Below are 19,969 nucleotides of genomic sequence, written 5' to 3'. Positions count from 1 at the left end.
CCGTGCGGAAGAAGGGGGTCACACGGCGCGCTCCTCGGGACCGATCCGGCTGCGCACGGCGGTCTGCACCTCGGCCTCCTCGGCCGGGTCCGCGGCGAGCCGACGCAGACGCTCGACGACCCGGGTGTCGCCGGTCTCGGCGTGCCGGGCGGCGATCTCGCGGGTGGACTCCTCGCAGTCCCACAGGCACTCGACGGCGAACCCGGTGCCGTAGGAGGGGTCGGTCGCGGCGAGGGCGCGGGCGGCGCGGCCCCGCAGGTGGGACGAGGCGGTCTCGCGGTAGATGTGGCGGAGCACGGGGGCGGCGCAGGCGATGCCGAGGCGTCCGGCACCGTCGACGAGGGTCCACAGGGTGGGCGCGTCGGGGCCCTCGCCCCGTACCGCCTCGCGGAGCGCCGCGAGGACCAGGTCCCGGTCCTGGACGCCGCCCCGGCAGGCGAGGACGCGGCCGGCGGCGGCGCCGAGCGGGTCGGGCCGGCGGGCCCAGCCGCGTGCCCGGTCGACGGCGGCGAGACCGCGCATGCGCTCGAAGGCGTCGACGGCGGCCTCCACGACGGCCGTCGAGCCGGTGGCCACGGCGCCCTCGATCAGGGTGAGGGCGTCGGGATCGTTGTGGTCCGCGAGGTACCTCAGGGCGGTGCACCGGGCTCCCTCGACGCCGTCCCGGGCGGCCCGGACGATCTCGGGCCGGTCCTCGGGGCCCGCCACGGCGGCGAGGCAGCGGGCGGCCGGGACATGGAGCGCGACGCCGCGCTCGACGCCCTGCTGGGCCCATTCGAACACCGCCCGCACGCTCCAGCCGGGGCGGGGCCCGGTGGGGCGCATCTGCCGCTGCCAGCGGTCGAAGGAGCCGGCCTCCAGGGCGGCGCGCACGCGCGCGGCGACGGACCCGCGGGGATCGTCGGCCCACAGTCGCCAGGGCCGCGGCTCGAAGGCGTCGCGGACGGTGGCGGCGAGCTCCGCCTCGCCCTCGGCGTCGGTGGCGAACCGCGCGAGGACCGGGACGGCGAGGGCGCGCAGCCCCGCGTCGTCGTCCCGGAGCGCCAGCTCGTCCAGGGCCCAGGCCCAGTTGGTGCCGTGGGCGGCGTACCTGCGCAACAGGTCGAGGGCGTCCCGCCTGCCGTAGGAGGCGAGGTGTCCGAGGACGGCGAGGGCGAGTCCGGTGCGGGACTCGTCGGTGTCGAGGACGTCCTCGGGGTCGAAGAGGTGGGCCTCGATCGCGTCCAGTTCACCGTGCAGATCGAGGTAGAGGCGGGCGTAGTAGAGGGAGCGGTTCTCCACCTGCCAGTCGTGGCGCGGGTCGTGCAGCACACAGTGGTTCAGCGCCGCGAGCGCCTCGGGGCGCGGGGCGGTGAGCGCGTGCAGTGTGCCGTCGCCACGGCCCCGCTGGAGCAGGCCGAGCAGCGTACCGCTGGGCGCTATGACCGGATCGAACATGGGAAACAGCCTCACATCAAGCGTCGACGCAACCGGGGACGTGCATTACCTGGCCGCGTGACAACACGTCGGGGCGCCCGCCGTTTCCTGCTTGCTGTAGACCATCTCTCTCTGCCTCTCGTCGGTGGCCCATGCGGACCGCATCACGGCCCGCGCGGTGCGGCAACACCTGCCCAGCCATCGCGTCCGTGAATCACGTCGTCATGATGACCCGGCGGTCACATCTACCGCGACCGAAATTTCGGCGGCCCTGTACCGCCTCCCCCGTTTTCCCTGTTGTCGCTGGTCGGAGCGGGTCGCTCAGCGCTCGCCGAACAGCTCGAGCAGTTCCGTACGGCCGAACATCCGGGCCGTGTCGACGGCCGAGGGGGTGCCCGCGGACGGGTCCGCGCCGCCCTTCAGAAGGACCTGGACCACCTCGGTCTCGCCCTTGAAGGCCGCTCCCGCGAGTGGCGTCTGGCCCCGGTCGTTGACGCGGTCGGCGTCGGCGCCGCGCTCCAGCAGCGCGCGCACCGCCTCGGCGTGACCGTGGTACGCGGCGAGCATCACGAGCGAGTCGCCCCGGTCGTTGGTGAGGTCGGCCGGCACGCCCGCGTCGACGTAGGCCACGAGCTCCTCGGTCCGGCCGCGCCGGGCCAGGTCGAAGATCTTGGTCGCCAGCTCCACGACCTCGGGGTCGGGGGCATCAGTCATGGCCGGACCGCCTCTCACTGCACGTGCTTCACGCATCGGGGACAGGACGTACGTCTGCGAGCGGTGCAGAGCCGTACGGGTGAATCGCCAGCGTACTGGCTCGCGCGGCACATGACCCGGTGCGCCGGAGGTAAGGATCACGGCAGGCCCGTCCGGGGGTAATCTCCGAAAATCCACCCAGTTGCACCTTTTATCGTATAGATACATGCTGTGATCCTGTAAGTACTCATGGTGACTGTCCCCGTGAACCAGGAGAACTCACATGATCATCTCGATTTCGTGCGTGGTGCTGCTCGGCGTCGTCGTCTTCATCTTCTTCCGCAAGGACGGACTGAAGGCGTCACACGCCCTGGTGGCGATGCTGTTCGGCTTCTATCTGGCCAGCACCGCCATCGCGCCGAGCATCAAGGCGGGCGGCGAGAGCCTGGCCGGCCTCCTGGGCGGGTTCAAGTTCTGACCCGCCCGTCCCCGTCCCTCCCTCCCGTACGCACCCTCTGGAGACAGCAGTGGCCCGGCGCCCCCTCCCCCGCATCCTGAGCAACGGCGGCGCACAGCTCGCCCGGAGCCGGGAGCTGGCCAGGACGGCGGCCGACAGCGCCACGGACGTCCTCCATCCGCTGATCACCATCGCGCGCGGTCTGCGCCGGCTGGCCTCGGCCGGGCGGCGCAGATGGGCCGGCACGCCGAAGGACCGGCGCGGCGCGCTGCTCTTCCTGGTGACGTCGGTCCTGCTGGCCGTGGCGCTGGCACCGTACGGTCCGCTGCTCGCCGTCGTCACCCTGATGGCGGCGGCGGCCTGGCAGGGCCGGGACCGTGCCCCGTCGGCGCCCGCCGGGCCCGACGCCTCGCAGGTCCAGCGCCTGAAGTCGCTCTACGAGGCCCTGGTGCCGTACTTCTCGGCCGCCGAGGACCCCGAACCGCTCTACGCCCACGGCGGCGACTGGGGGAAGGTCTTCTCCGAGTACGCGTTCGACTCCACCGGTCGTGTCGCCCATCTGGTGATCGACTACCCCGCCTACTTCACCGACGGCGAGCCGGAGGCCCGGGCGCGGATCGAGCACCTGCTCGGCGCGAAGTCGGGGCGCGGCCGCGAGTACCACTTCGCCTGGGACGAGGAGGCCAACCAGCTCACGGTCCGCGTCCTCGCCCCCCTGCCCACCGACATCACCGCCCAGCCCTTCGTCACGGCCCCCGGCGAGACGGTCCTCGGTTTCACCGACCCCACCGGGGTGCAGCGGACGCTGCCGCTCGTCCACGGCGCCCACGGCGAGGAGCGGCGCGACGTCCCGCCCGTCGTCTGGCGCACCGGCGTCCGCTCCACCGAGCCCCATCTGCTCGCGGCCGGCCAGCCGGGCAGCGGGACCTCGACCCTGCTCCGCTCGATCGCCCTGCAGGCGCTCCACCACGGCGACGTGGTGATCGTCGACGGCGGCGGCACCGGCGAGTACGCCTGTCTGACCGGCCGGGACGGTGTCCTCGCCGTCGAGTGCGGGCTGACGGGGGTGCTGACGAGCCTGGAGTGGGCCGCGCACGAGACGGAGCGCCGGCTGACCGCGGCCAACCGCGCGCACCAGGCGGGCGACCCGCCGCCCGAGGACACCAGGCGTCCCCTGTGGCTGCTGCTGGACCGGCCGAGCGCGTTCACGCACCTGGCCGCCGCGGACGGCCGCAAGGATCCCCAGTCGCTCCTCCAGGTCCCGCTGCGGCACGGCCGCCCGGCGAACGTCACCGTGGTCGTCGCCGAGCAGCTCGACAGCCTGGAGAGCCTCGGCGATCCGGTACGGCAGCACACACGCGCGCGTGTCGTCCTCGGGCCCGCTACGGCGGAGCAGCTGGAGGCCGTCCTGGGAGCGCCGCCGCACACCACGCCCGTCGACCAGGTGCCGCCGGGGCGCGGCTACGCCAGGCTGGGCTCGGGGCCGGTCCACCGCCTCCAGGTCCCGGCGACGCCGGATCCGTACGACGACGCGACCAGCGACGCGGAGCGGCAGGCCGTGCTCGACCTGCTGCCGCCCCGGACGACGCCCGCGGACGAGGAGCCGGAGCGGCTGGATGCGGGGGCCGCCGTGGTGGAGTCCGTACGGCTGGACAAGGTGACGGCGGAGAAGGCGGCCGCCGACGCGGTGGACGCGACGCCGGCGGCCGAGGAGGCGGCGGTCGCGGAGTCCTCCTCCTAGTGCCCCGGCCGTCCGCCGCGCCGGCGCCCCGGCTACGCCACGAACGTGCGGGGTGTCCCCGTGCCCGGGACGCCGCCCGCTCCGACGATGCGGGCCGCCTCCGAGAGGCGTGCCGCCGCTTCCGCGGCGACGGCGCCGCCCACCGTGAAGGGCAGCCGTACGTAGCCCTCGAACGCTCCGTCGACGCCGAAGCGGGGGCCGGACGGCACCCGTACGCCCGCTCGTTCGCCCGCCTCGGCGAGCCGTGAACCGGAGAGGCCGCCGGTGCGCACCCACAGGGTGAGCCCGCCCCGCGGCACCTCGAACTCCCAGTCGGGCAGCTCCCGCCGTACCGCGGTCACCAGCTCGTCCCGGTTCCGCCTGGCCTGGGCACGCCGTGCCTCCACCGCCTGTTCCCAGCCGCCCGTGCCGAGCAGCCAGTTCACGGCCAGCTGTTCCAGCACGGGCGTGCCCAGATCGGCGTACGCGCGCGCGGCGACGAGGCTGCGGATGACGTCGGGGGCCGCGCGCACCCAGCCGATGCGCAGGCCGGCCCAGAAGGCCTTGCTCGCCGAGCCGACCGTGATCACCGTGGACCCGGCCGGGTCGAAGGCGCACACCGGGCGCGGCATCTCCACGTCGGGGTCCAGCCACAGCTCGCTCATCGTCTCGTCGGCGACCAGCACCGTCCCCGCCGAGCGCGCCGCGTCCACCAGCCGGCGCCGCTGGTCCTCGTCGGCGAGCGCGCCGGTCGGGTTGTGGAAGTCGGCGACGACGTACGCGATCCGGGGGGCCGCCTCGCGCAGCACCTGGCGCCAGCGGTCCAGGTCCCAGCCGGTCAGGCCCTCGGCCATGGCGACGGGAACGAGCCTGGCCCCGGCCTCCCGCATCAGCTGGAGGATGTTGGCGTAGGACGGCGACTCGACGGCGATGCGCTCGCCGCGTCCACCGAAGAGATGGCAGATGGCGTCGATGGCCCCCATCGCGCCGGTGGTCACCATGATCTGCTCGGGCATGGTCGCGATGCCCCGCGCGGTGTAGCGGTCCGCGATCATCGAGCGCAGCGCGGGCAGTCCGGCGGGATAGTCGCCGTGGGTGTGCGCGTACGGCGGGAGCTCCTCCAGCGCGCCCCGGACGGCCCGGGTGAGCCAGGGCTCGGGGGCGGGCAGCGCGGCGCAGCCGAGGTCGATCATCGAGCCGAGGGCCTCGGGCGGCAGCGGCTCGAGGCCCCGCGCGGGCACCGGGTTGCCGGCCGGGACCGCGGTCCAGCTGCCCGCGCCGCGCCGTGACTCCAGGAAGCCCTCGGTGCGCAGCGCCTCGTAGGCGGCGGCGACGGTGGTGCGGCTGACGGACAGGGCGAGGGCCAGCTCCCGCTCGGCGGGCAGCCGCGCGGCGACCGGCACGCGTCCTTCGAGCACCAGCACGCGGATGCCGTCGGCGAGCGCCCGGTAGGCGGGCGGACGGCGGGTTCCGCCGCCGGCCGGGCGGTCCTGCTGGGAGCCGAGCAGCCGGGCGAGCTGCGCCGCCCCCACCGCCGAGGTCCACTGCGTCATGAGAATCAGTCCACCTTCCCCGGATTGGCCGTGGATGACGCCACCGACCATGCCACAGAGTGTCATGCGCCGGTCCACTTACACCACAGGGGGCACGTTTTGGCCAGGTACTCGTCCCGGCACGGACATCTCGCGCGACGGCTGTTCCAGCTGTACGCGGGCCTCGCCCTGTACGGCGCGAGCTCGGCGTTGCTCGTGCGGTCGGGGCTCGGCCTCGAACCGTGGAACGTGCTGCACCAGGGCCTGTCCGAGCGGACGGGGCTGTCGATGGGCGTGGTGCTGACCCTCGTGGGCGCGGCGGTGCTGCTGCTGTGGATCCCGCTGCGCCAGCGGCCGGGACCGGGCACCGTCTCCAACGTGCTGGTGATCGGCGCGGCGATGGACGCGGCCCTGGCCGTGGTGCCCGAGGCGCACGCCCTGGCCGTGCGCGTGCCGCTGATGGCGGCGGGCATCGTGCTCAACGGCGCGGCGACCGGGCTGTACATCGCGGCGCGCTTCGGTCCGGGCCCGCGCGACGGACTGATGACGGGGCTGAACCGGCGCACGGGGGTGTCGGTCCGCCTCGTCCGCACGGCCATCGAGATCACCGTGGTCGTCACGGGCTTCCTCCTCGGCGGCACGGTGGGCGTCGGCACCCTGCTGTACGCGGTGGCCATCGGTCCGCTCGCCCAGCTGTTCCTGCGCGCCTTCGCCGTCCCCTCGCCGTCCGGCGGCAGCACGGTCGTCGCCACCGGCCGGCCACGGCGCGCGATACTGCGTCCGTGACCCCGCGGATACGCCACCCCTACCTCGACCACCCCGCCCCGATCGCCTTCGCCCACCGGGGCGGGGCGGCGGACGGCCTGGAGAACACCGTGCGGCAGTTCCGGCGCGCCGTCGAGACGGGCTACCGGTACATCGAGACCGACGTCCACGCCACGTGTGACGGCCGGCTCGTCGCCTTCCACGACGCGACCCTCGACCGGGTGACGGACGGCACGGGCCGGATCGCCGACCTGCCGTGGCGGGACGTGGCGCACGCGCGCGTGGCGGGCGGGGAACCGGTCCCCCTGTTCGAGGAACTCCTGGAGACCTTCCCCGGGGTGCGCTGGAACGTCGACGTGAAGGCCGAACCGGCCCTCCTGCCCTTTCTGGACCTGATCGGACGCACCGGTTCCTGGGGCCGGGTCTGCCTCGGCTCCTTCTCGGAGGCCCGGGTGGTGCGCGCCCAGCGGCTGGCCGGCCCGCGGCTGGCCACCTCCTACGGCACCCGGGGCGTGCTGAACCTGCGGCTGCGGTCCTGGGGACTGCCGGCCGCGGTGCGCCGGTCGGCCGTCGCCGCCCAGGTCCCCGAGCGGCAGGCGGGCGTCCCGGTGGTCGACCGCCGGTTCCTGCGGGCCGCCCACGCGCACGGACTGCGGGTGCACGTGTGGACGGTCAACGAGGCGGAGCGGATGCACCGGCTCCTGGACCTCGGGGTGGATGGCATCATGACCGATCACATCGACACACTGCGCACGGTCATGGAGGACCGCGGCATCTGGGGCTGAGCCCCCGCGCCTCCTCGCCCGGGCGCGTCCACGGGGAGGCGAGGGCACGGGTGGACACCGACACCGCGCGGTCACCGGCGTCGGACGAGGCCGCCGGCCGGCGGCGCGAGCAGCGCGGCTGGTACTTCTACGACTGGGCGTGCTCCGTGTACTCCACGAGCGTGCTCACCGTGTTCCTCGGCCCCTATCTGACCACGGTCGCCGAGTCGGCCGCGGACGCCGACGGGTTCGTCCACCCCCTGGGCGTACCGGTGCGCGCGGGGTCCTTCTTCGCGTACGCGGTCTCCCTGTCGGTGGTCCTGGCCGTGCTGGTGATGCCCCTGGTGGGCGCCGCCGCCGACCGCACCGGCCGCAAGAAGCCGCTGCTCGCGGCCGCCGCCTACACCGGTGCCGCGGCGACGGCGGGCATGTTCTTCCTCGACGGCGAGCGCTACCTGCTCGGCGGTCTGCTGCTGGTCGTCGCGAACGCGGCGCAGTCCGTGGCGATGATGCTCTACAACTCCTACCTGCCGCAGATCGCGCTTCCCGGGGAGCGCGACGCGGTCTCCTCGCGCGGGTGGGCCTTCGGATACGCGGCCGGGTCCCTGGTCCTCGTCGCGAACCTCGTCCTCTACACCGGGCACGACGGCTTCGGCGTCTCCGAGGGCATGGCGGTGCGCATCTGCCTGGCGTCGGCGGGCCTGTGGTGGGGCGCCTTCGCGCTGGTGCCGCTGCGCCGGCTGCGCGACCGCCGTGCTCCCGCCGGGGAGGCCGCCCTGCCGGGCTTCCGGCAGCTGGCGGCGACCGTCCGCGACATGCGCCGGCACCCGCTGACGCTGGCGTTCCTGCTGGCGTACCTCGTCTACAACGACGGCATCCAGACGGTGATCACCCAGGCCTCGGTGTACGGCTCGAAGGAGCTGGGGCTCGGACAGTCGACGCTCATCGCGGCCGTGCTGCTGGTCCAGGTGCTGGCGGTGGCGGGCGCGCTGGCCCTGGGCCGGCTGGCCCGGCGGTACGGCGCGAAGCGCGCGATCCTCGGTTGCCTGGCCGCCTGGACCCTGACCCTGGCCGCCGGGTACTTCCTGCCCGCCGGCGCCCCCGCGTGGTTCTTCGCGCTGGCGGCCGGCATCGGCCTGGTCCTCGGCGGCAGCCAGGCGTTGTCCCGTTCGCTCTTCTCCCACCTCGTCCCGCCCGGCAAGGAGGCCGAGTACTTCTCGGCGTACGAGGTGAGCGACCGCGGGACGAGCTGGCTCGGGCCGCTGCTGTTCGGTCTCACCTACCAGCTGACGGGCAGTTACCGGGACGCGATCATCTCCCTGGTGGGCTTCTTCGTCCTGGGGTTCGTGCTGCTCGCGCGGGTGCCGGTACGGCGGGCGATCACCGCCGCGGGCAACCCGGTCCCCGAGAGGATTTAGCGCTCGGGGCGAAAGGGCTGTAGTGTACGCGTTTGGCCTGCCAGGCGTACCGTTACTGCGCGTCAAAGATGCCGAACGCTGAGTCATATCTCCTTACAGGTGTGACAAACCGGGCGCCGGGGGGTACTGCACTGGTTGACAAGGCCGCGGCTGTGACGGCGACGCATGACCCGGATCGGGGCTCCGGACGGGAATCTTTACCGCCGCCCGGACGTTGACCGGATGACGACGACAGCGACACACCTGTCCTGTGGGCGACAAAGCCCGGGAGGCACGATTCATGAGTGAGCGAGCTCTTCGCGGCACGCGCCTCGTGGTGACCAGCTACGAGACGGACCGCGGCATCGACCTGGCTCCGCGCCAGGCCGTGGAGTACGCATGCGAGAAGGGGCACCGCTTCGAGATGCCCTTCTCGGTCGAGGCGGAGATCCCGCCGGAGTGGGAGTGCAAGGTCTGCGGTGCCCAGGCACTCCTGGTGGACGGCGACGGACCCGAGGAGAAGAAGGCCAAGCCCGCGCGTACGCATTGGGACATGCTGATGGAGCGGCGCACCCGGGAGGAGCTCGAAGAGGTCCTCGAGGAGCGTCTCGCCGTGCTGCGCTCCGGTGCGATGAACATCGCGGTTCACCCCAGGGACAGCCGAAAGTCGGCTTGATCCCGTCGGGACCTGGGCGAAGCCGCACCAGCACAGCGACACAGGACCGCGGGCGCCGTACGTGACGTACGGCGCCCGCGGTCCTGTGCGCGTGGGGGAACCCGCCGGCCTCAGCGGGTGAGCGGCGGGCGCGGCCCCTGCGGGGTGTCCCGCGGAGCGCTTCCGGGCTCGTCCCGGATGACCTCGCCCTGGACGACCTTGCCGTCGGGCCGGTGGATGCGGACCTGCTGGAAGGCGTCCCCGAAGGAGCCCCGCGCGGCCGCCTCGCGGAGCCTGCGGTCGAAGGCGCGCTCGGCGCGACGGCTCACGGCCCTCTGCACCGGCGGCATCAGCAGGAGCAGCCCCACGGCGTCGGAGAGCACACCGGGGATGATCAGCAGCAGGCCCCCCAGCATCGTCAGGCCGTTGCCCTCGCTGTTCGGCCGGGCTTCGGACGACACCCCGCCCTGCTGCTGCCGCAGCGTCCCGGTCAGGTTCTCGAAGGCCCGGCGGCCGGCCCGCTTGATGACGGCCGAGCCGAGGAGGAGGCCGGCCGCCAGGACGAGGAAGACCACCAGCCCGCTCGCCGCCCCGGCGACCATGGTGAGCAGCCAGATCTCCAGCACCAGCCACGCGGCGGCGCCCAGCGGCAGGAAGGTGCGCAGCCGGGAGCGCCGGGTCCGGGCGGGGTACGGGGTCTGAGCGCCAGTCGTCATGCCCCCAGTGTGCCCGGGCCGGGCTCAGCGCGGGATAAGCGGGAGGGACGGGCAGCCGTACCTACCGCTCGGACCGCTCGGCGTCCGGCTCGGACCGCTGCTTGTCGTCGCCGCGCCCGAGGACCTTGCCGACCCTCTCCCCCACGCCCCACGCCGTGACCCGCCACAGCGCCTCGACGAGGATGTCGCGGCTCATCTTGGAGTCGCCGAGTTCGCGCTCCACGAAGGTGATCGGCACTTCCACGACGTGGTAGCCGGCCTTCACCGCGCGGCGGGCCAGGTCGACCTGGAAGCAGTACCCCTGGGAGGCCACCTCCTCGAGACCGAGGCCCTCGAGGGTCTCGCGGCGGAAGGCGCGGAAGCCACCGGTGATGTCGCGCAGCGGCAGATCGAGCGCCACGCGCGAGTAGAGGCTGCCCCCTCGCGAGATGAACTCGCGGGACTTCGGCCAGTTCACCACCCGGCCGCCCGGCACCCAGCGCGAACCGAGCACCAGGTCGGCGCCCTTGAGCGCGGTCAGCAGACGGGGGAGTTCCTCGGGCTGGTGGGAACCGTCGGCGTCCATCTCGACCAGTACGCCGTAGCCGTGCTCCATGCCCCAGCGGAAGCCGGCGAGATAGGCCGCGCCCAGGCCCTCCTTGCCCCTGCGGTGCAGCACCTGGACGTGGTCGTCCCCGGCGGCCAGTTCGTCGGCGAGCTTGCCCGTGCCGTCGGGGCTGTTGTCGTCGGCCACCAGGACGTGCGCCTCGGGAACGGCCTTCCGCACCCGGGCGACGATCGCCTTGACGTTCTCCGCCTCGTTGTAGGTCGGGATGATCACCAGAGCCGTGCCGAGCGGGCCGAAGTTCCTCCCCTGGGATCCTGCCGTGAGGGTCCCGTCGCCGTCGTTCACTGCTGCCCCTTCATGTCCTGTGCGCAGGGTCCCACCATAGTGGTCACGGCCTGTGCCGACGTGACGGGACGTTCCTGTGGTGGTGTCGTTCGCCGAGGATCGGGTAGGAATGCGCTTTTCGGGCGCGCGAGGGGGCGGCGGACGGTGCCCGGGCCCCTTCGGGCCGGCTCGGGACCCACCGGCTGCGGATCGGCCTGAAGCCGTTGTCCACGGGGGCCCGGGCCCCGGCCCGGGGTCGCACTTCCCCGGCCGGCCGGCACGGCCCCTCGGTGCCGCGCCGCCGCTGGGCCCGCTCCCGGCGGCGGTGCCCCGGTGCGGCACGTCGCCCCTGACCCGGCGGCGCCGACACGAGCGGCCGGACGCTCTCCGGCCGGGTGTCCGGTGGTGGACCCGGCCGCACCCACCGGACTCCCTCAGCCGCCCGTCAACCGTCGTCCGACCTGCGCGGTGCGGTTCGGCCACCCGGTCGGCGACGAGGACGCGCAGGTCGCGGGAGGCCGGGGCGACACATGATCGTCACCGTGCGGCCGCCCGGATCACTCGCCCGGTCGCACGAACACCGTGCGCCCGCCGACCACGGTCCGCAGACAGACGGGCAGGTCACGGCCGGGGGCGAGGTCGGGCAGGCCGGGGGTGCCGGAGCGGGGGTCGGTGGACCAGCGCGCCACCCGGTCGTCGGGCGCCTGGACGACGAGTTCACCGGTGCGCCAGAGGGCGTAGTCGGCGGGTGCGCCGGGCACCAGGACGCCCGCGTCGTCGCGTCCGACCGCCCGCCAGCCGCCGCGCGTGTGCGCGGTGAACGCGGCGCGCACCGAGACGCGGTGCTCGGGCGTGTGGTGGAAGGCGGCGGCCCGGACCGTGCCCCAGGGGTCGAGGGGGGTGACCGGGCTGTCGGAGCCGAAGGCGAGCGGGACACCGGCCCGCAGCAGCGCCGCGAAGGGGTTCAGGGAGCGGGCCCGCTCCGCTCCCAGACGCCGGGCGTACATGCCGTCCTCGCCGCCCCACAGGGCGTCGAAGGCGGGCTGGACGGAGGCGGTCAGGCCGAGTTCGGCGAAGGCGGCGATCGTCCCGGGGGTGAGCATCTCGGCGTGCTCGACGCGGTGCCGGGCGGCGCGGACGCGGGCGAGGCCGACCTTCTCGGCGGCCGCGCGCACGCCGTCGACGACGGTGCTCACGGCGGCGTCGCCGATGGCGTGGAAGCCCGCCTGGAGGCCCGCCTCGGTGCAGGCGACGACATGGGCGGCGACGGCCGCCGCGTCCAGGTGGGCGGTGCCGGTGTGGCCGGCGTCGGCGTACGGCTCGTGCAGGCACGCGGTGTGCGAACCGAGGGCGCCGTCGGCGAACAGGTCCCCCGCGGCGCCGATCGCGCCCAGTTCCCTCGCCTTGGCGACGTCCTGCTCGGCCCAGTAGCCGACGACGCGCGGGCCGCTCCCCTCGGCGGCGAGCCGCAGCAGTCCGGTGAAGTCGTCCTCGGAGGAGATCTCCGGACCGCCGCACTCGTGGACCGTGCCGATGCCGAGGGAGGCGGCGTGGGCGAGGGCGGCCCGCTGGGCCTCGGCGCGCTGGGCCGGCGCGACGGCGGCCAGGGCGGCGGCGCGCACCGCGTGGTGGGCGTCCCCGGTGAGCGGGCCGTCCGCGCGGGTGACCACCTCCGGGACCAGGTCGAGGAGCGCGGTGGTGACGACGGCGGAGTGGACGTCGATCCGGCTGAGGTAGAGGGGACGGCCACCGGTGACCTCGTCGAGTTCGGCGCGGGTCGGCGGACGGCCGCCGGGCCAGCGGGCGGCGTCCCAGCCGTGCCCGAGGAGGACCCGGTCGTCCGGCCGGGTGGCGGCGAACTCCCGCACGCGGGCCAGCGCGGCCTCGAGCGAGGGGGCGGTGGACAGGTCGAGGCCGGTGAGGGCGAGGCCGGTGGCCGTGGTGTGCACGTGCGCGTCCGTGAACGCCGGGGTGACCAGGGCCCCGTCGAGGTCGACCACCTCGTCGACCCCGTCCGCGAAGGCGTCGGCGGCGCCTTCGGAGCCGACCCAGGCGATCTGACCGTGCTCGACGACCATCGCGGTCGCGAAGGGGTCGGCGGGGCTGTGGACCTCTCCGCGGCGAAGCAGGACGGTGCGGGGCGGGACGGTGCGTTCGCTCATGCCCCACAGTCTCCCGCGTCGCGCGGGCCGCTCCGCACACGGGGGCCGTCCCGCACGTCCCCCTCCCACCGGGGTTCCGCCCCCGGACCCCCGCTCCCCGGACGCCGGAGGGCCGGCCCGGCGGGAACGGCCGCGGCCTTCAGATACGCGGCGGGCGGGCTTCGTACGGCGTGGAGAGGACCACCGTCGTGCGGGTGGAGACGCCCGCCAACGAGCGTACGCGGGCGAGGAGTTCCTCCAGTTCGTGCGGCGTGGACACGCGCACCTTGAGGATGTAGTTCTCGTCGCCCGCGACGCTGTGGCAGGCCTCGATCTCGGGGACGTCGGCGAGGCGGTCCGCGATGTCGTCGGGGGCGCTGGGGTCGAAGGGTTTGACCGAGATGAAGGCGGTCATGGGCAGCCCGACGGCCTCCGGATCGACGACCGCGGCATAACCGCGGATGACGCCGCGCTGTTCCAGCCGGCGCACCCGCTGGTGCACGGCCGACGTGGACAGGCCCGTGGCCTTGCCCAGGTCGGTGTAGCTCATCCGCCCGTCCTTGACGAGCAGCTGCACGATCTGTCGGTCCAGCTCCTCCATGGCGCAAGAACCTACAGGGCGCTTGATCTCCACGGGTACCCGAGCCGTTCCGCTCACGCCCGGTTCGTGACGTACCGGGGCCGCCGCGCGCGGTCCGGGGGGACAAAGTCCGCGCACGGGACATCCGCACATGGCATGTGACGGACGCCACACCCTTCGGGCGGTCTCCGTGATGTTCCCGTGATTACCCCGTGGGGGGGACGGGAAGTGCTTGTTGTGGTCGAGGCCGCAGTGCCTTCACGGCCCAGCCCGAGGGGGAGAACCCAATGCAGAGTCTTAAGCGCCTTGGTCGTACCACGTCCAAGCGGCAGCAGCCGGTCGTCGAGCCCGATCCGGAGTACGTCGAACCCGACGTCCCGGACGAGGAATCCGACGCCTACGACACCTTCGAGATGTACCGGGTCGTCTGCCCGGACTGCGCGCAGCCCATCGCCCTGCTCGCGGACGAGGACGTCCTGCCGGAGCACGCGCTGTGCGCCTCGCCGTGGAACCCCTTCGGGCTCACGGTCTGCGCCGGCACCGGCCGCCGCGCCTCCGAGGCACGGCCGGCGGACGCCTCCTTCGCGCCCCAGGAGCAGGACACCGCCCTGCTGTTGACGCTTCCGCAGGGACTCGACTGGCGCACCCAGCCCTTCTCGCACGTCGGCGGCCCGGGCTCGCGTCCGATCCGGGTCCCGGTCATGCGGCGGCACGCCGCCTGAGCGCCCTCCGGTACGGGGGACGGCGCGGCCCGCCGTCCCCCGTACGCGCGGGACGGCCGCGAACGCACGTCCTGTTCCGGGGGTCGGTGACCCGTCCGGCCGCTCCCGCGTTGCCCGGGTGTGACGACCTCCACGTACTCGACGACCGGGCGTCCACGCCCCGCCGTGCCGCCGCCCGCGGAGGCGGTCGTACCCGCGCCGCCCCGGCTCCCGGATCCGCCGATCTACCGTGACCTGATGCGGACCTGGGCCGACCGGGGTCGCACGCTGCCCGGCCGGCAGGACCCGGAGTGGACCCGGCTCACCGCCCCCTGGCGGGGGCTCGACCGGTTCAGCGGGTCTCCGGCCCCGCGAGGTGGCGGGCGATGACCATGCGCTGGATCTGGTTGGTGCCCTCGACGATCTGCAGGACCTTGGCCTCGCGCATGTGGCGCTCGGCGGGGAAGTCCGCGGTGTAGCCGTAGCCGCCGAGGAGCTGGACGGCGTCGGTGGTGACCCGCATCGCCGTGTCGGTGCAGTGCAGCTTGGCCATGGCCGCCTGCTTGGCGAACGGCCGCCCCGCGTCGCGCAGCCGGGCCGCCGCCAGGTAGAGCGCGCGCCCCGCCTCGATCTGCGTGGCCATGTCGGCGAGCATGAAGCGCAGCCCCTGGAAGTCCGCGATCGGCCTGCCGAACTGCCGCCGCTCGGCGGCGTAGCCGAGCGCCTCGTCGAGCGCGGCCTGGGCCAGGCCGATCGCGCAGGCGGCGATGCCGAGCCTGCCGCCGTCCAGCGCCGACAGGGCGATCGCGAAGCCCTGCCCCTCCTCCCCCACCCGCCGCGCGTCGGGGACCCGGACACCGTCGAAGTGGACCTGGGCGGTCGGCGAGCCCTTCATGCCCATCTTCTTCTCCGGTGCGGCGGCGCTCAGGCCCTCGGCGTCACCGGGCACCAGGAACGCGGTGATGCCGCGCGGGCCCTCCTCCCCGGTGCGGGCCATGACGGTGTAGAAGTCGGCGATGCCGCCGTGCGTGATCCACGCCTTGGTGCCGGTGATCACCCAGTCGTCGCCGTCACGCACCGCCCTGGTGCGCAGGGAGGCCGCGTCGGAGCCCGAGGCCGGCTCGGAGAGGCAGTAGGCGCCGAGCAGGCCGCCGCCGAGCATCGCCGGCAGGTGTTCGGTCCGCTGCTCCTTGGCGCCGTGGGCGGCGAGCGCGTAGCAGGCCAGGGTGTGCACGCTGACGCCGAGGCCGACGGTGAGGCGGGCCGCGGCGAGCTCCTCGAGCACCTGGAGGTAGACCTCGTACGGCTGGTCGCCGCCGCCGTACGCGGAGTCGTAGGGCAGGCCGAGCAGGCCGGACCCGGAGAGCAGGGTGAACAGCTCGCGGGGGAAGCGTCCCGCGTCCTCCTCCTCGGCCGCCCTGGGGGCGACCTCGCGCTGGGCGATGTCGCGGACGAGCGAGATCAGGTCCCGGGCCTCGTCCGTGGGCAGTTGCCGGTCCACCGGCTGCGGGGCGCGGTCGGGCATGGCGACGCTCTCCTCCCTGTTCGGGCACATCGGCGTGCGCCTTGGGTGGGGGCGGCTCCGCCGGGTCGTATCGGTGCCTGGCCGATGCTCGCACTCCCGGGTCTCGGAAGCTGCTGACCAGCGGCTGTGCGCTGCGAGTATGCCCGATCGGCCGCAGCAAGTCACTCGTTAACGAGCGCTTACTTCAAGAAATCCTCCCGCCCGCTCCCCGGCCCGCGCCCTTGACCAACCGGTCCAGTCCTTCCGGCTTTTCGTCCCGCGCCGGCGCTGCGCGCCGGGTCCGTCGACGGCGGCCCGGCCACCGCGGAGCCCGGGGCCCGGACGGCACGCCCTTCCGGGAACCGGGCGGTGGCACCGCGGACGGGGAGCCGGTCGAGGTGATCCGGCGGCCCCACGGGCGTGCGGGGCGCGAGGGGTCCACCTGGGGGCCCGCCCGCCACCGGGGCCGCCTCAGACGTCGCGGCGGGCGGGCGCCGGGGCGGGGTGGGCGGGGTCCAGCTCCTCGATGGCGCGCATGGCCCCGCCGAGCGTCTTCACCAGCAGCTCGCTCATGGTCTCGCGGGACAGTTCACCGCGGTCGATCCAGGCGAGCACGGCCCCCTCCACGCTGCACACCCAGGCCAGCAGTCCCATCCGCGCCACCGGCGCGATGTCCGTACGGCCGTAGGCGCCCTCGGCGACGGTCGCGACGATGGCCTCGCGCACCCCGTCCCGGATCGCGTGCACCTCGGTGTCGAAGCCGACGCCGCCGCTCACGATCGCCCGGTAGGCGGCCTGGTTGTGCTCGGCGTACCGCAGGTAGCTGTCGATGGTGCGGTGCACCCGCTCCACCGCCGGCAGTCCGGCCCCGCTCTCGGCGAAGGCGACCAGGCCGGCCACCGAGTCCTCGATGATCGCCAGGTAGTAGCCGCGCTTGGAGTGGAAGTAGTAGTAGATCAGCCCTTTGGCGACCTGCGCCTGACGTGCGATGTCGTCCATCGAGAGCGCGTCGTACGACCTGTCCGCGAACAACCTCCGCCCGATGGCGATGAGTTCGGCGCGGCGCGCGGAGGAACGCTCGGTACCGCGCGTCGCGGGGCGTACGGCGGGCTGCCGGCTGATGTTCAATTTCGACCCAGGTCTTCCTGCGGGCGGTGGGACATCCGCCGCAGTATGCCAGGTCGTCCGGCGGGCGCGGACCGGCAGCCCCGTGTCCTCGGGCTACAGCAGTCCCAGCTGGGTCACGAACATCGCGAGGACCACGACGAGGGTCCATCCCAGGGCGTGTTCGAGGATCTTCGGGCCGTCCTCCCGGGGGCCTCCGGTGCGGGCGCGGGTGACGGTGGCTGCGTTCGCGGTCATGGCTTCTCGCTGGTCTCTGTGGTGCGGTGGACTCCCCCTGCGACTGACGTCCACCTTGCCACCGGAAGCGGCTTTCGCGGCCGAGACGTTGGTCACAGGCGTCCGGCGGGCCCGGTCGGCCGGGACCCGCCGGGCGGAACGGCTAGCGCACGCCCACCGCCGCAAGCGCCGTGCGCCGGCGCGGGCCCGGACGCGCCGGGAAGTACAGGTAGCAGACCCCGCCGGTGCCGGACACCACCTTGCCGGAGGCGTTGTACCGCTTGGTCCGCAGCCAGATGTTCTCCCACTCGCGCCGCTCGTAGACGCGGCGCGCGGCCTCGTTGTCGTCCGAGGCGGGGTCGTTGGCGATCACGTCGCCGTCGGCGGTGAAGCCGATCACCGTCATCAGGTGCCCGGAGGTGCCGTACCCCGCGCCGGTCAGCTCCTCCTTCAGGAACGACTGGGACGTGATGACCGGGATACCCGCGGCGATCAGCGTCTCCAGATCGGTGAGGGAGCCCAGCCGGGTGACCACGCCCTGGAGGCCCTCGAAGGTGGCCGCGTAGGCGGCGTTGAAGGGCCAGTTGCCGCACCCTTCGTACTGGTGGTCGTACGTGTACCGGGCCGCGTGGCAGATCTGCGGGTCGGCGTAGGACGGGTCGACCCAGGACAGCTGCTCCTCGGTGAGCCGGCCGCCCCAGTACTCGATGACCATCTGCGAGGAGGTGGGGCTGCACCAGGCCTCGCCGCCGTTGTCGTACTCCGGGTACTGCCCCTTGTGGACCTCCTGCGAGTAGCGCGGGACGGCCAGTTCCCCGGCGAAGCCGGGCTCCGAGGCCGGGACGGTGAACCGGTCGGGGACGTCGGAGCCCATCGCGCCGGTCCGCCACACGGTCGGGGTGAGGCGGGTGCCGGGGCGGCGGTGGAGGGTCAGGCGCAGCCGGTACGAGGACAGGCGCAGGCCCGAGGCCGCGTCGTCGACGGCGAGGGTGTCCGTCCAGACACTGCTCCTGCCGTCGCCCTGGCCGTCCACCGAGGCGCGCCGGATGTCCTGGTCGCCGGCGGCCCAGCGGCCCATGACGTACCAGGGGGTGGCCGTGCCGTCGGAGTAGGTGCCCTTCAGCTCGATCTGGAGCCAGGTGCCTTCGGGGGTGTGCGCGTTCCAGGAGGCGATGACCTCCGTCGCCGGAACCCCGAGGCGGTGCACGGGCGAGGTCCAGGTCGCGTACTCCCAGGCGGCCGTACGGCCGGTGTGCGGGTCGGTGTGGTCCGTGGTGCCGGCGGGCCTCGCGATCACCAGCCCGGGGCGGACACCGGCGACGGCGCGGGTCCCGTCGGCGGTGCCGGCGCACCAGTCGGCGTACGAGGTCCAGGCCCGGTTGTCCACCGGGCGGGCGGCGGTCCGGCCGGCGGTCGCGGTGGCGCCCGCGGTCAGGGTGCCGGCGGACGCCGGGCCGGCGCTCCCGGCGACGGCGGCGGCGACCGCCGCGGCCAGGAGGGACCTTCGGGAGGGCGGTACGGCTCTGCTCATGGGTGGAGGACCCCCGGGTGTCGGAGTCGGGACAGGACCAGTGCACGGCCGGCCGGGCGGTGTCCGTCCGCCGGATGGAGCGGGTGTGCGCCCACTATGGCCGCAGCCGGCCGGTCCTGCCAGCACCCCGGCCGTGCCGCGTCCCGCCGGCGCGGTCCCGCCCCGGGACGGGGCCCTCGGCGGTGCTGTCCGGCCGGGGGCCTAGAGTGCTCCGTCGACGTACTCCTCCTCCCCCGGGAACAGCCATCCACGACCTCGCGTCCCGTGTCCGCCGGCTCGGCCCCTCGTGCGGCCCGGTCCGGCTCGTCGGCGTCGACGGGCACGCCGGTTCCGGGAAGTCGACGTTCGCCGTGCGGCTGGCGGGGCTGCTGGACGGCGCTCCGGTGCTGCGGCTCGACGACATCGCCAGCCACGCCGAACCGTTCGACTGGACCGGACGGCTGCTGAGCCAGGTGATCGAACCGCTCGGCCGTGGCGAGACCGCCCGCTACTCCCCTTACGACTGGCGGGCCCGCCGCTTCGGACCGCCCCGCCCGCTGCCGCCCGCCCCCGTGGTCGTGGTGGAGGGCGTCGGCGCGGGACGGCGGGCACTGCGCCCGCATCTGGCGCTGCTGCTGTGGATGGACCTCCCCCGGGAGGAGTCCTGGACGCGGGGACGGGCCCGCGACGGGGCGGAACAACGGGAGTTCTGGGACGGCTGGGTCCGCGCGGAGCGCGAGCACTTCGCCGACGACCCCTCACGGCCCTTCGCGGACCTTCTGGTACGTCAGTGCCCCACGGGGTACGAGCTGCTCCCCGGGCCCGCCGGAACGGGCGAACCACCCCCTCCGCTCACGCACGGTGACGGGCCGCCCGTGATGTGGTGAACGTGTGAAGAGCGGTCCCGGACAAGTTGCCCGAGCGCCTCAACTCGGCTTGACCGGGGGCCCGTACAGGTCTTACGTTCTCAATGTGCGGACCTTCGGAGCCGCCCGCAGACACGAAGCCCCCGGTTGTTCCCCCGTGACCGGGGGCTTCGTTCTGCCCTTTTCGCGCCTTCCGGGCGCCCAGTGGCATATGACGATCACCCTGAGTCATCATTTGCGGTCCGCCTCCCCCTTCCCACCTCGCCCTTCGTCGCGCACGGCACCCTGCGGACCCGGCGCCGCCGCGGGTACGATGCCTCCGGTGCGACGACCTACGGAC

19 protein-coding genes are annotated in these 19,969 nt (G+C 74.0%); 8 read left to right on the top strand and 11 right to left on the bottom strand.

Annotation, left to right across the window (positions count from 1 at the left end; translation table 11 throughout):
* Nucleotides 1-18: 18 nt before the first annotated feature.
* Nucleotides 19-1,437, bottom strand: a complete 1,419-nt coding sequence (locus ABTY20_RS19700) for a HEAT repeat domain-containing protein (protein WP_351998292.1) — start codon at nt 1,435-1,437, stop codon at nt 19-21.
* A gap of 300 nt (nt 1,438-1,737) precedes the next feature.
* Entirely contained in the window at nt 1,738-2,130 is a 393-nt protein-coding gene (locus ABTY20_RS19695; protein ID WP_351998291.1) for an ankyrin repeat domain-containing protein, read from the bottom strand.
* Nucleotides 2,131-2,392: 262 nt separating this feature from the next.
* Here ABTY20_RS19695 and ABTY20_RS19690 point away from each other — a divergent pair, with 262 nt between their 5' ends.
* Together ABTY20_RS19690 and ABTY20_RS19685 are read left to right on the top strand one after the other, a co-directional pair.
* The gene (locus ABTY20_RS19690) at nt 2,393-2,587 is read left to right on the top strand and encodes a hypothetical protein (RefSeq protein WP_030832645.1); all 195 of its coding nucleotides are present in this window, start codon (nt 2,393-2,395) and stop codon (nt 2,585-2,587) included.
* Between the two features lie 49 nt (nt 2,588-2,636).
* Nucleotides 2,637-4,307, top strand: coding sequence for a P-loop NTPase family protein (locus ABTY20_RS19685; RefSeq protein ID WP_351998290.1), 1,671 nt, complete (start codon nt 2,637-2,639; stop codon nt 4,305-4,307).
* Nucleotides 4,308-4,339: 32 nt separating this feature from the next.
* On the opposite strand, the gene ABTY20_RS19680 is transcribed toward ABTY20_RS19685, so the two are convergent.
* On the bottom strand, nt 4,340-5,839 hold the full coding sequence (locus ABTY20_RS19680; RefSeq protein WP_351998289.1) for an SCO1417 family PLP biosynthesis transcription factor: 1,500 nt from the start codon (nt 5,837-5,839) through the stop codon (nt 4,340-4,342).
* 99 nt (nt 5,840-5,938) lie between these two features.
* Here ABTY20_RS19680 and yczE point away from each other — a divergent pair, with 99 nt between their 5' ends.
* The 4 genes from yczE (at nt 5,939) to ABTY20_RS19660 (ending at nt 9,420) form a co-directional block, all read left to right on the top strand.
* Nucleotides 5,939-6,604: a membrane protein YczE gene (gene yczE / locus ABTY20_RS19675; protein WP_351998288.1), complete on the top strand. Its 666-nt coding sequence runs from the start codon at nt 5,939-5,941 to the stop codon at nt 6,602-6,604.
* Nucleotides 6,601-7,368 (top strand): glycerophosphodiester phosphodiesterase family protein, encoded by a 768-nt coding sequence (locus tag ABTY20_RS19670; RefSeq protein ID WP_351998287.1) that lies wholly within the window; start codon nt 6,601-6,603, stop codon nt 7,366-7,368. The genes yczE and ABTY20_RS19670 overlap by 4 nt, the downstream gene beginning before the upstream one ends.
* A gap of 50 nt (nt 7,369-7,418) precedes the next feature.
* Nucleotides 7,419-8,765 (top strand): MFS transporter, encoded by a 1,347-nt coding sequence (locus ABTY20_RS19665; protein WP_351998286.1) that lies wholly within the window; start codon nt 7,419-7,421, stop codon nt 8,763-8,765.
* Nucleotides 8,766-9,045: 280 nt separating this feature from the next.
* Nucleotides 9,046-9,420, top strand: coding sequence for an RNA polymerase-binding protein RbpA (locus ABTY20_RS19660; RefSeq protein WP_003977404.1), 375 nt, complete (start codon nt 9,046-9,048; stop codon nt 9,418-9,420).
* A gap of 110 nt (nt 9,421-9,530) precedes the next feature.
* Here the strand turns inward: ABTY20_RS19660 and fxsA are convergent, their stop codons facing one another.
* From fxsA to ABTY20_RS19640, 4 genes are all read right to left on the bottom strand, one after another.
* Complete coding sequence (gene fxsA, locus ABTY20_RS19655) at nt 9,531-10,115, bottom strand: FxsA family membrane protein (RefSeq protein ID WP_351998285.1); 585 nt, start codon at nt 10,113-10,115, stop codon at nt 9,531-9,533.
* A gap of 61 nt (nt 10,116-10,176) precedes the next feature.
* Entirely contained in the window at nt 10,177-11,007 is an 831-nt protein-coding gene (locus tag ABTY20_RS19650; RefSeq protein WP_351998284.1) for a polyprenol monophosphomannose synthase, read from the bottom strand.
* Between the two features lie 536 nt (nt 11,008-11,543).
* Complete coding sequence (locus ABTY20_RS19645) at nt 11,544-13,148, bottom strand: amidohydrolase (protein ID WP_351998283.1); 1,605 nt, start codon at nt 13,146-13,148, stop codon at nt 11,544-11,546.
* Nucleotides 13,149-13,287: 139 nt separating this feature from the next.
* Complete coding sequence (locus tag ABTY20_RS19640; RefSeq protein ID WP_351998282.1) at nt 13,288-13,728, bottom strand: Lrp/AsnC family transcriptional regulator; 441 nt, start codon at nt 13,726-13,728, stop codon at nt 13,288-13,290.
* 266 nt (nt 13,729-13,994) lie between these two features.
* Between ABTY20_RS19640 and ABTY20_RS19635 the strand changes: the two genes are divergently transcribed.
* A complete protein-coding gene (locus ABTY20_RS19635; protein WP_351998281.1) occupies nt 13,995-14,429 on the top strand; it encodes a hypothetical protein in 435 nt (144 codons plus the stop codon).
* Nucleotides 14,430-14,760: 331 nt separating this feature from the next.
* Here the strand turns inward: ABTY20_RS19635 and ABTY20_RS19630 are convergent, their stop codons facing one another.
* The 4 genes from ABTY20_RS19630 to ABTY20_RS19615 form a co-directional block, all read right to left on the bottom strand.
* Entirely contained in the window at nt 14,761-15,933 is a 1,173-nt protein-coding gene (locus ABTY20_RS19630; RefSeq protein WP_351998280.1) for an acyl-CoA dehydrogenase family protein, read from the bottom strand.
* A gap of 450 nt (nt 15,934-16,383) precedes the next feature.
* A complete protein-coding gene (locus ABTY20_RS19625; RefSeq protein ID WP_351998279.1) occupies nt 16,384-17,040 on the bottom strand; it encodes a TetR/AcrR family transcriptional regulator in 657 nt (218 codons plus the stop codon).
* A gap of 93 nt (nt 17,041-17,133) precedes the next feature.
* Nucleotides 17,134-17,274, bottom strand: coding sequence for an SCO1431 family membrane protein (locus ABTY20_RS19620; protein ID WP_351998278.1), 141 nt, complete (start codon nt 17,272-17,274; stop codon nt 17,134-17,136).
* Nucleotides 17,275-17,416: 142 nt separating this feature from the next.
* On the bottom strand, nt 17,417-18,784 hold the full coding sequence (locus ABTY20_RS19615; RefSeq protein WP_351998277.1) for a C39 family peptidase: 1,368 nt from the start codon (nt 18,782-18,784) through the stop codon (nt 17,417-17,419).
* A 206-nt stretch (nt 18,785-18,990) separates the two neighbouring features.
* Between ABTY20_RS19615 and ABTY20_RS19610 the strand changes: the two genes are divergently transcribed.
* Complete coding sequence (locus ABTY20_RS19610; RefSeq protein WP_351998276.1) at nt 18,991-19,650, top strand: hypothetical protein; 660 nt, start codon at nt 18,991-18,993, stop codon at nt 19,648-19,650.
* Nucleotides 19,651-19,969 lie beyond the last annotated feature (319 nt).

The organism is Streptomyces sp. NPDC126497 (assembly GCF_040302425.1).
Lineage (GTDB): Bacteria > Actinomycetota > Actinomycetes > Streptomycetales > Streptomycetaceae > Streptomyces.
Note: the sequence above shows the minus strand (reverse complement) of the source record. Positions and strands in the feature narration are given on the sequence as shown.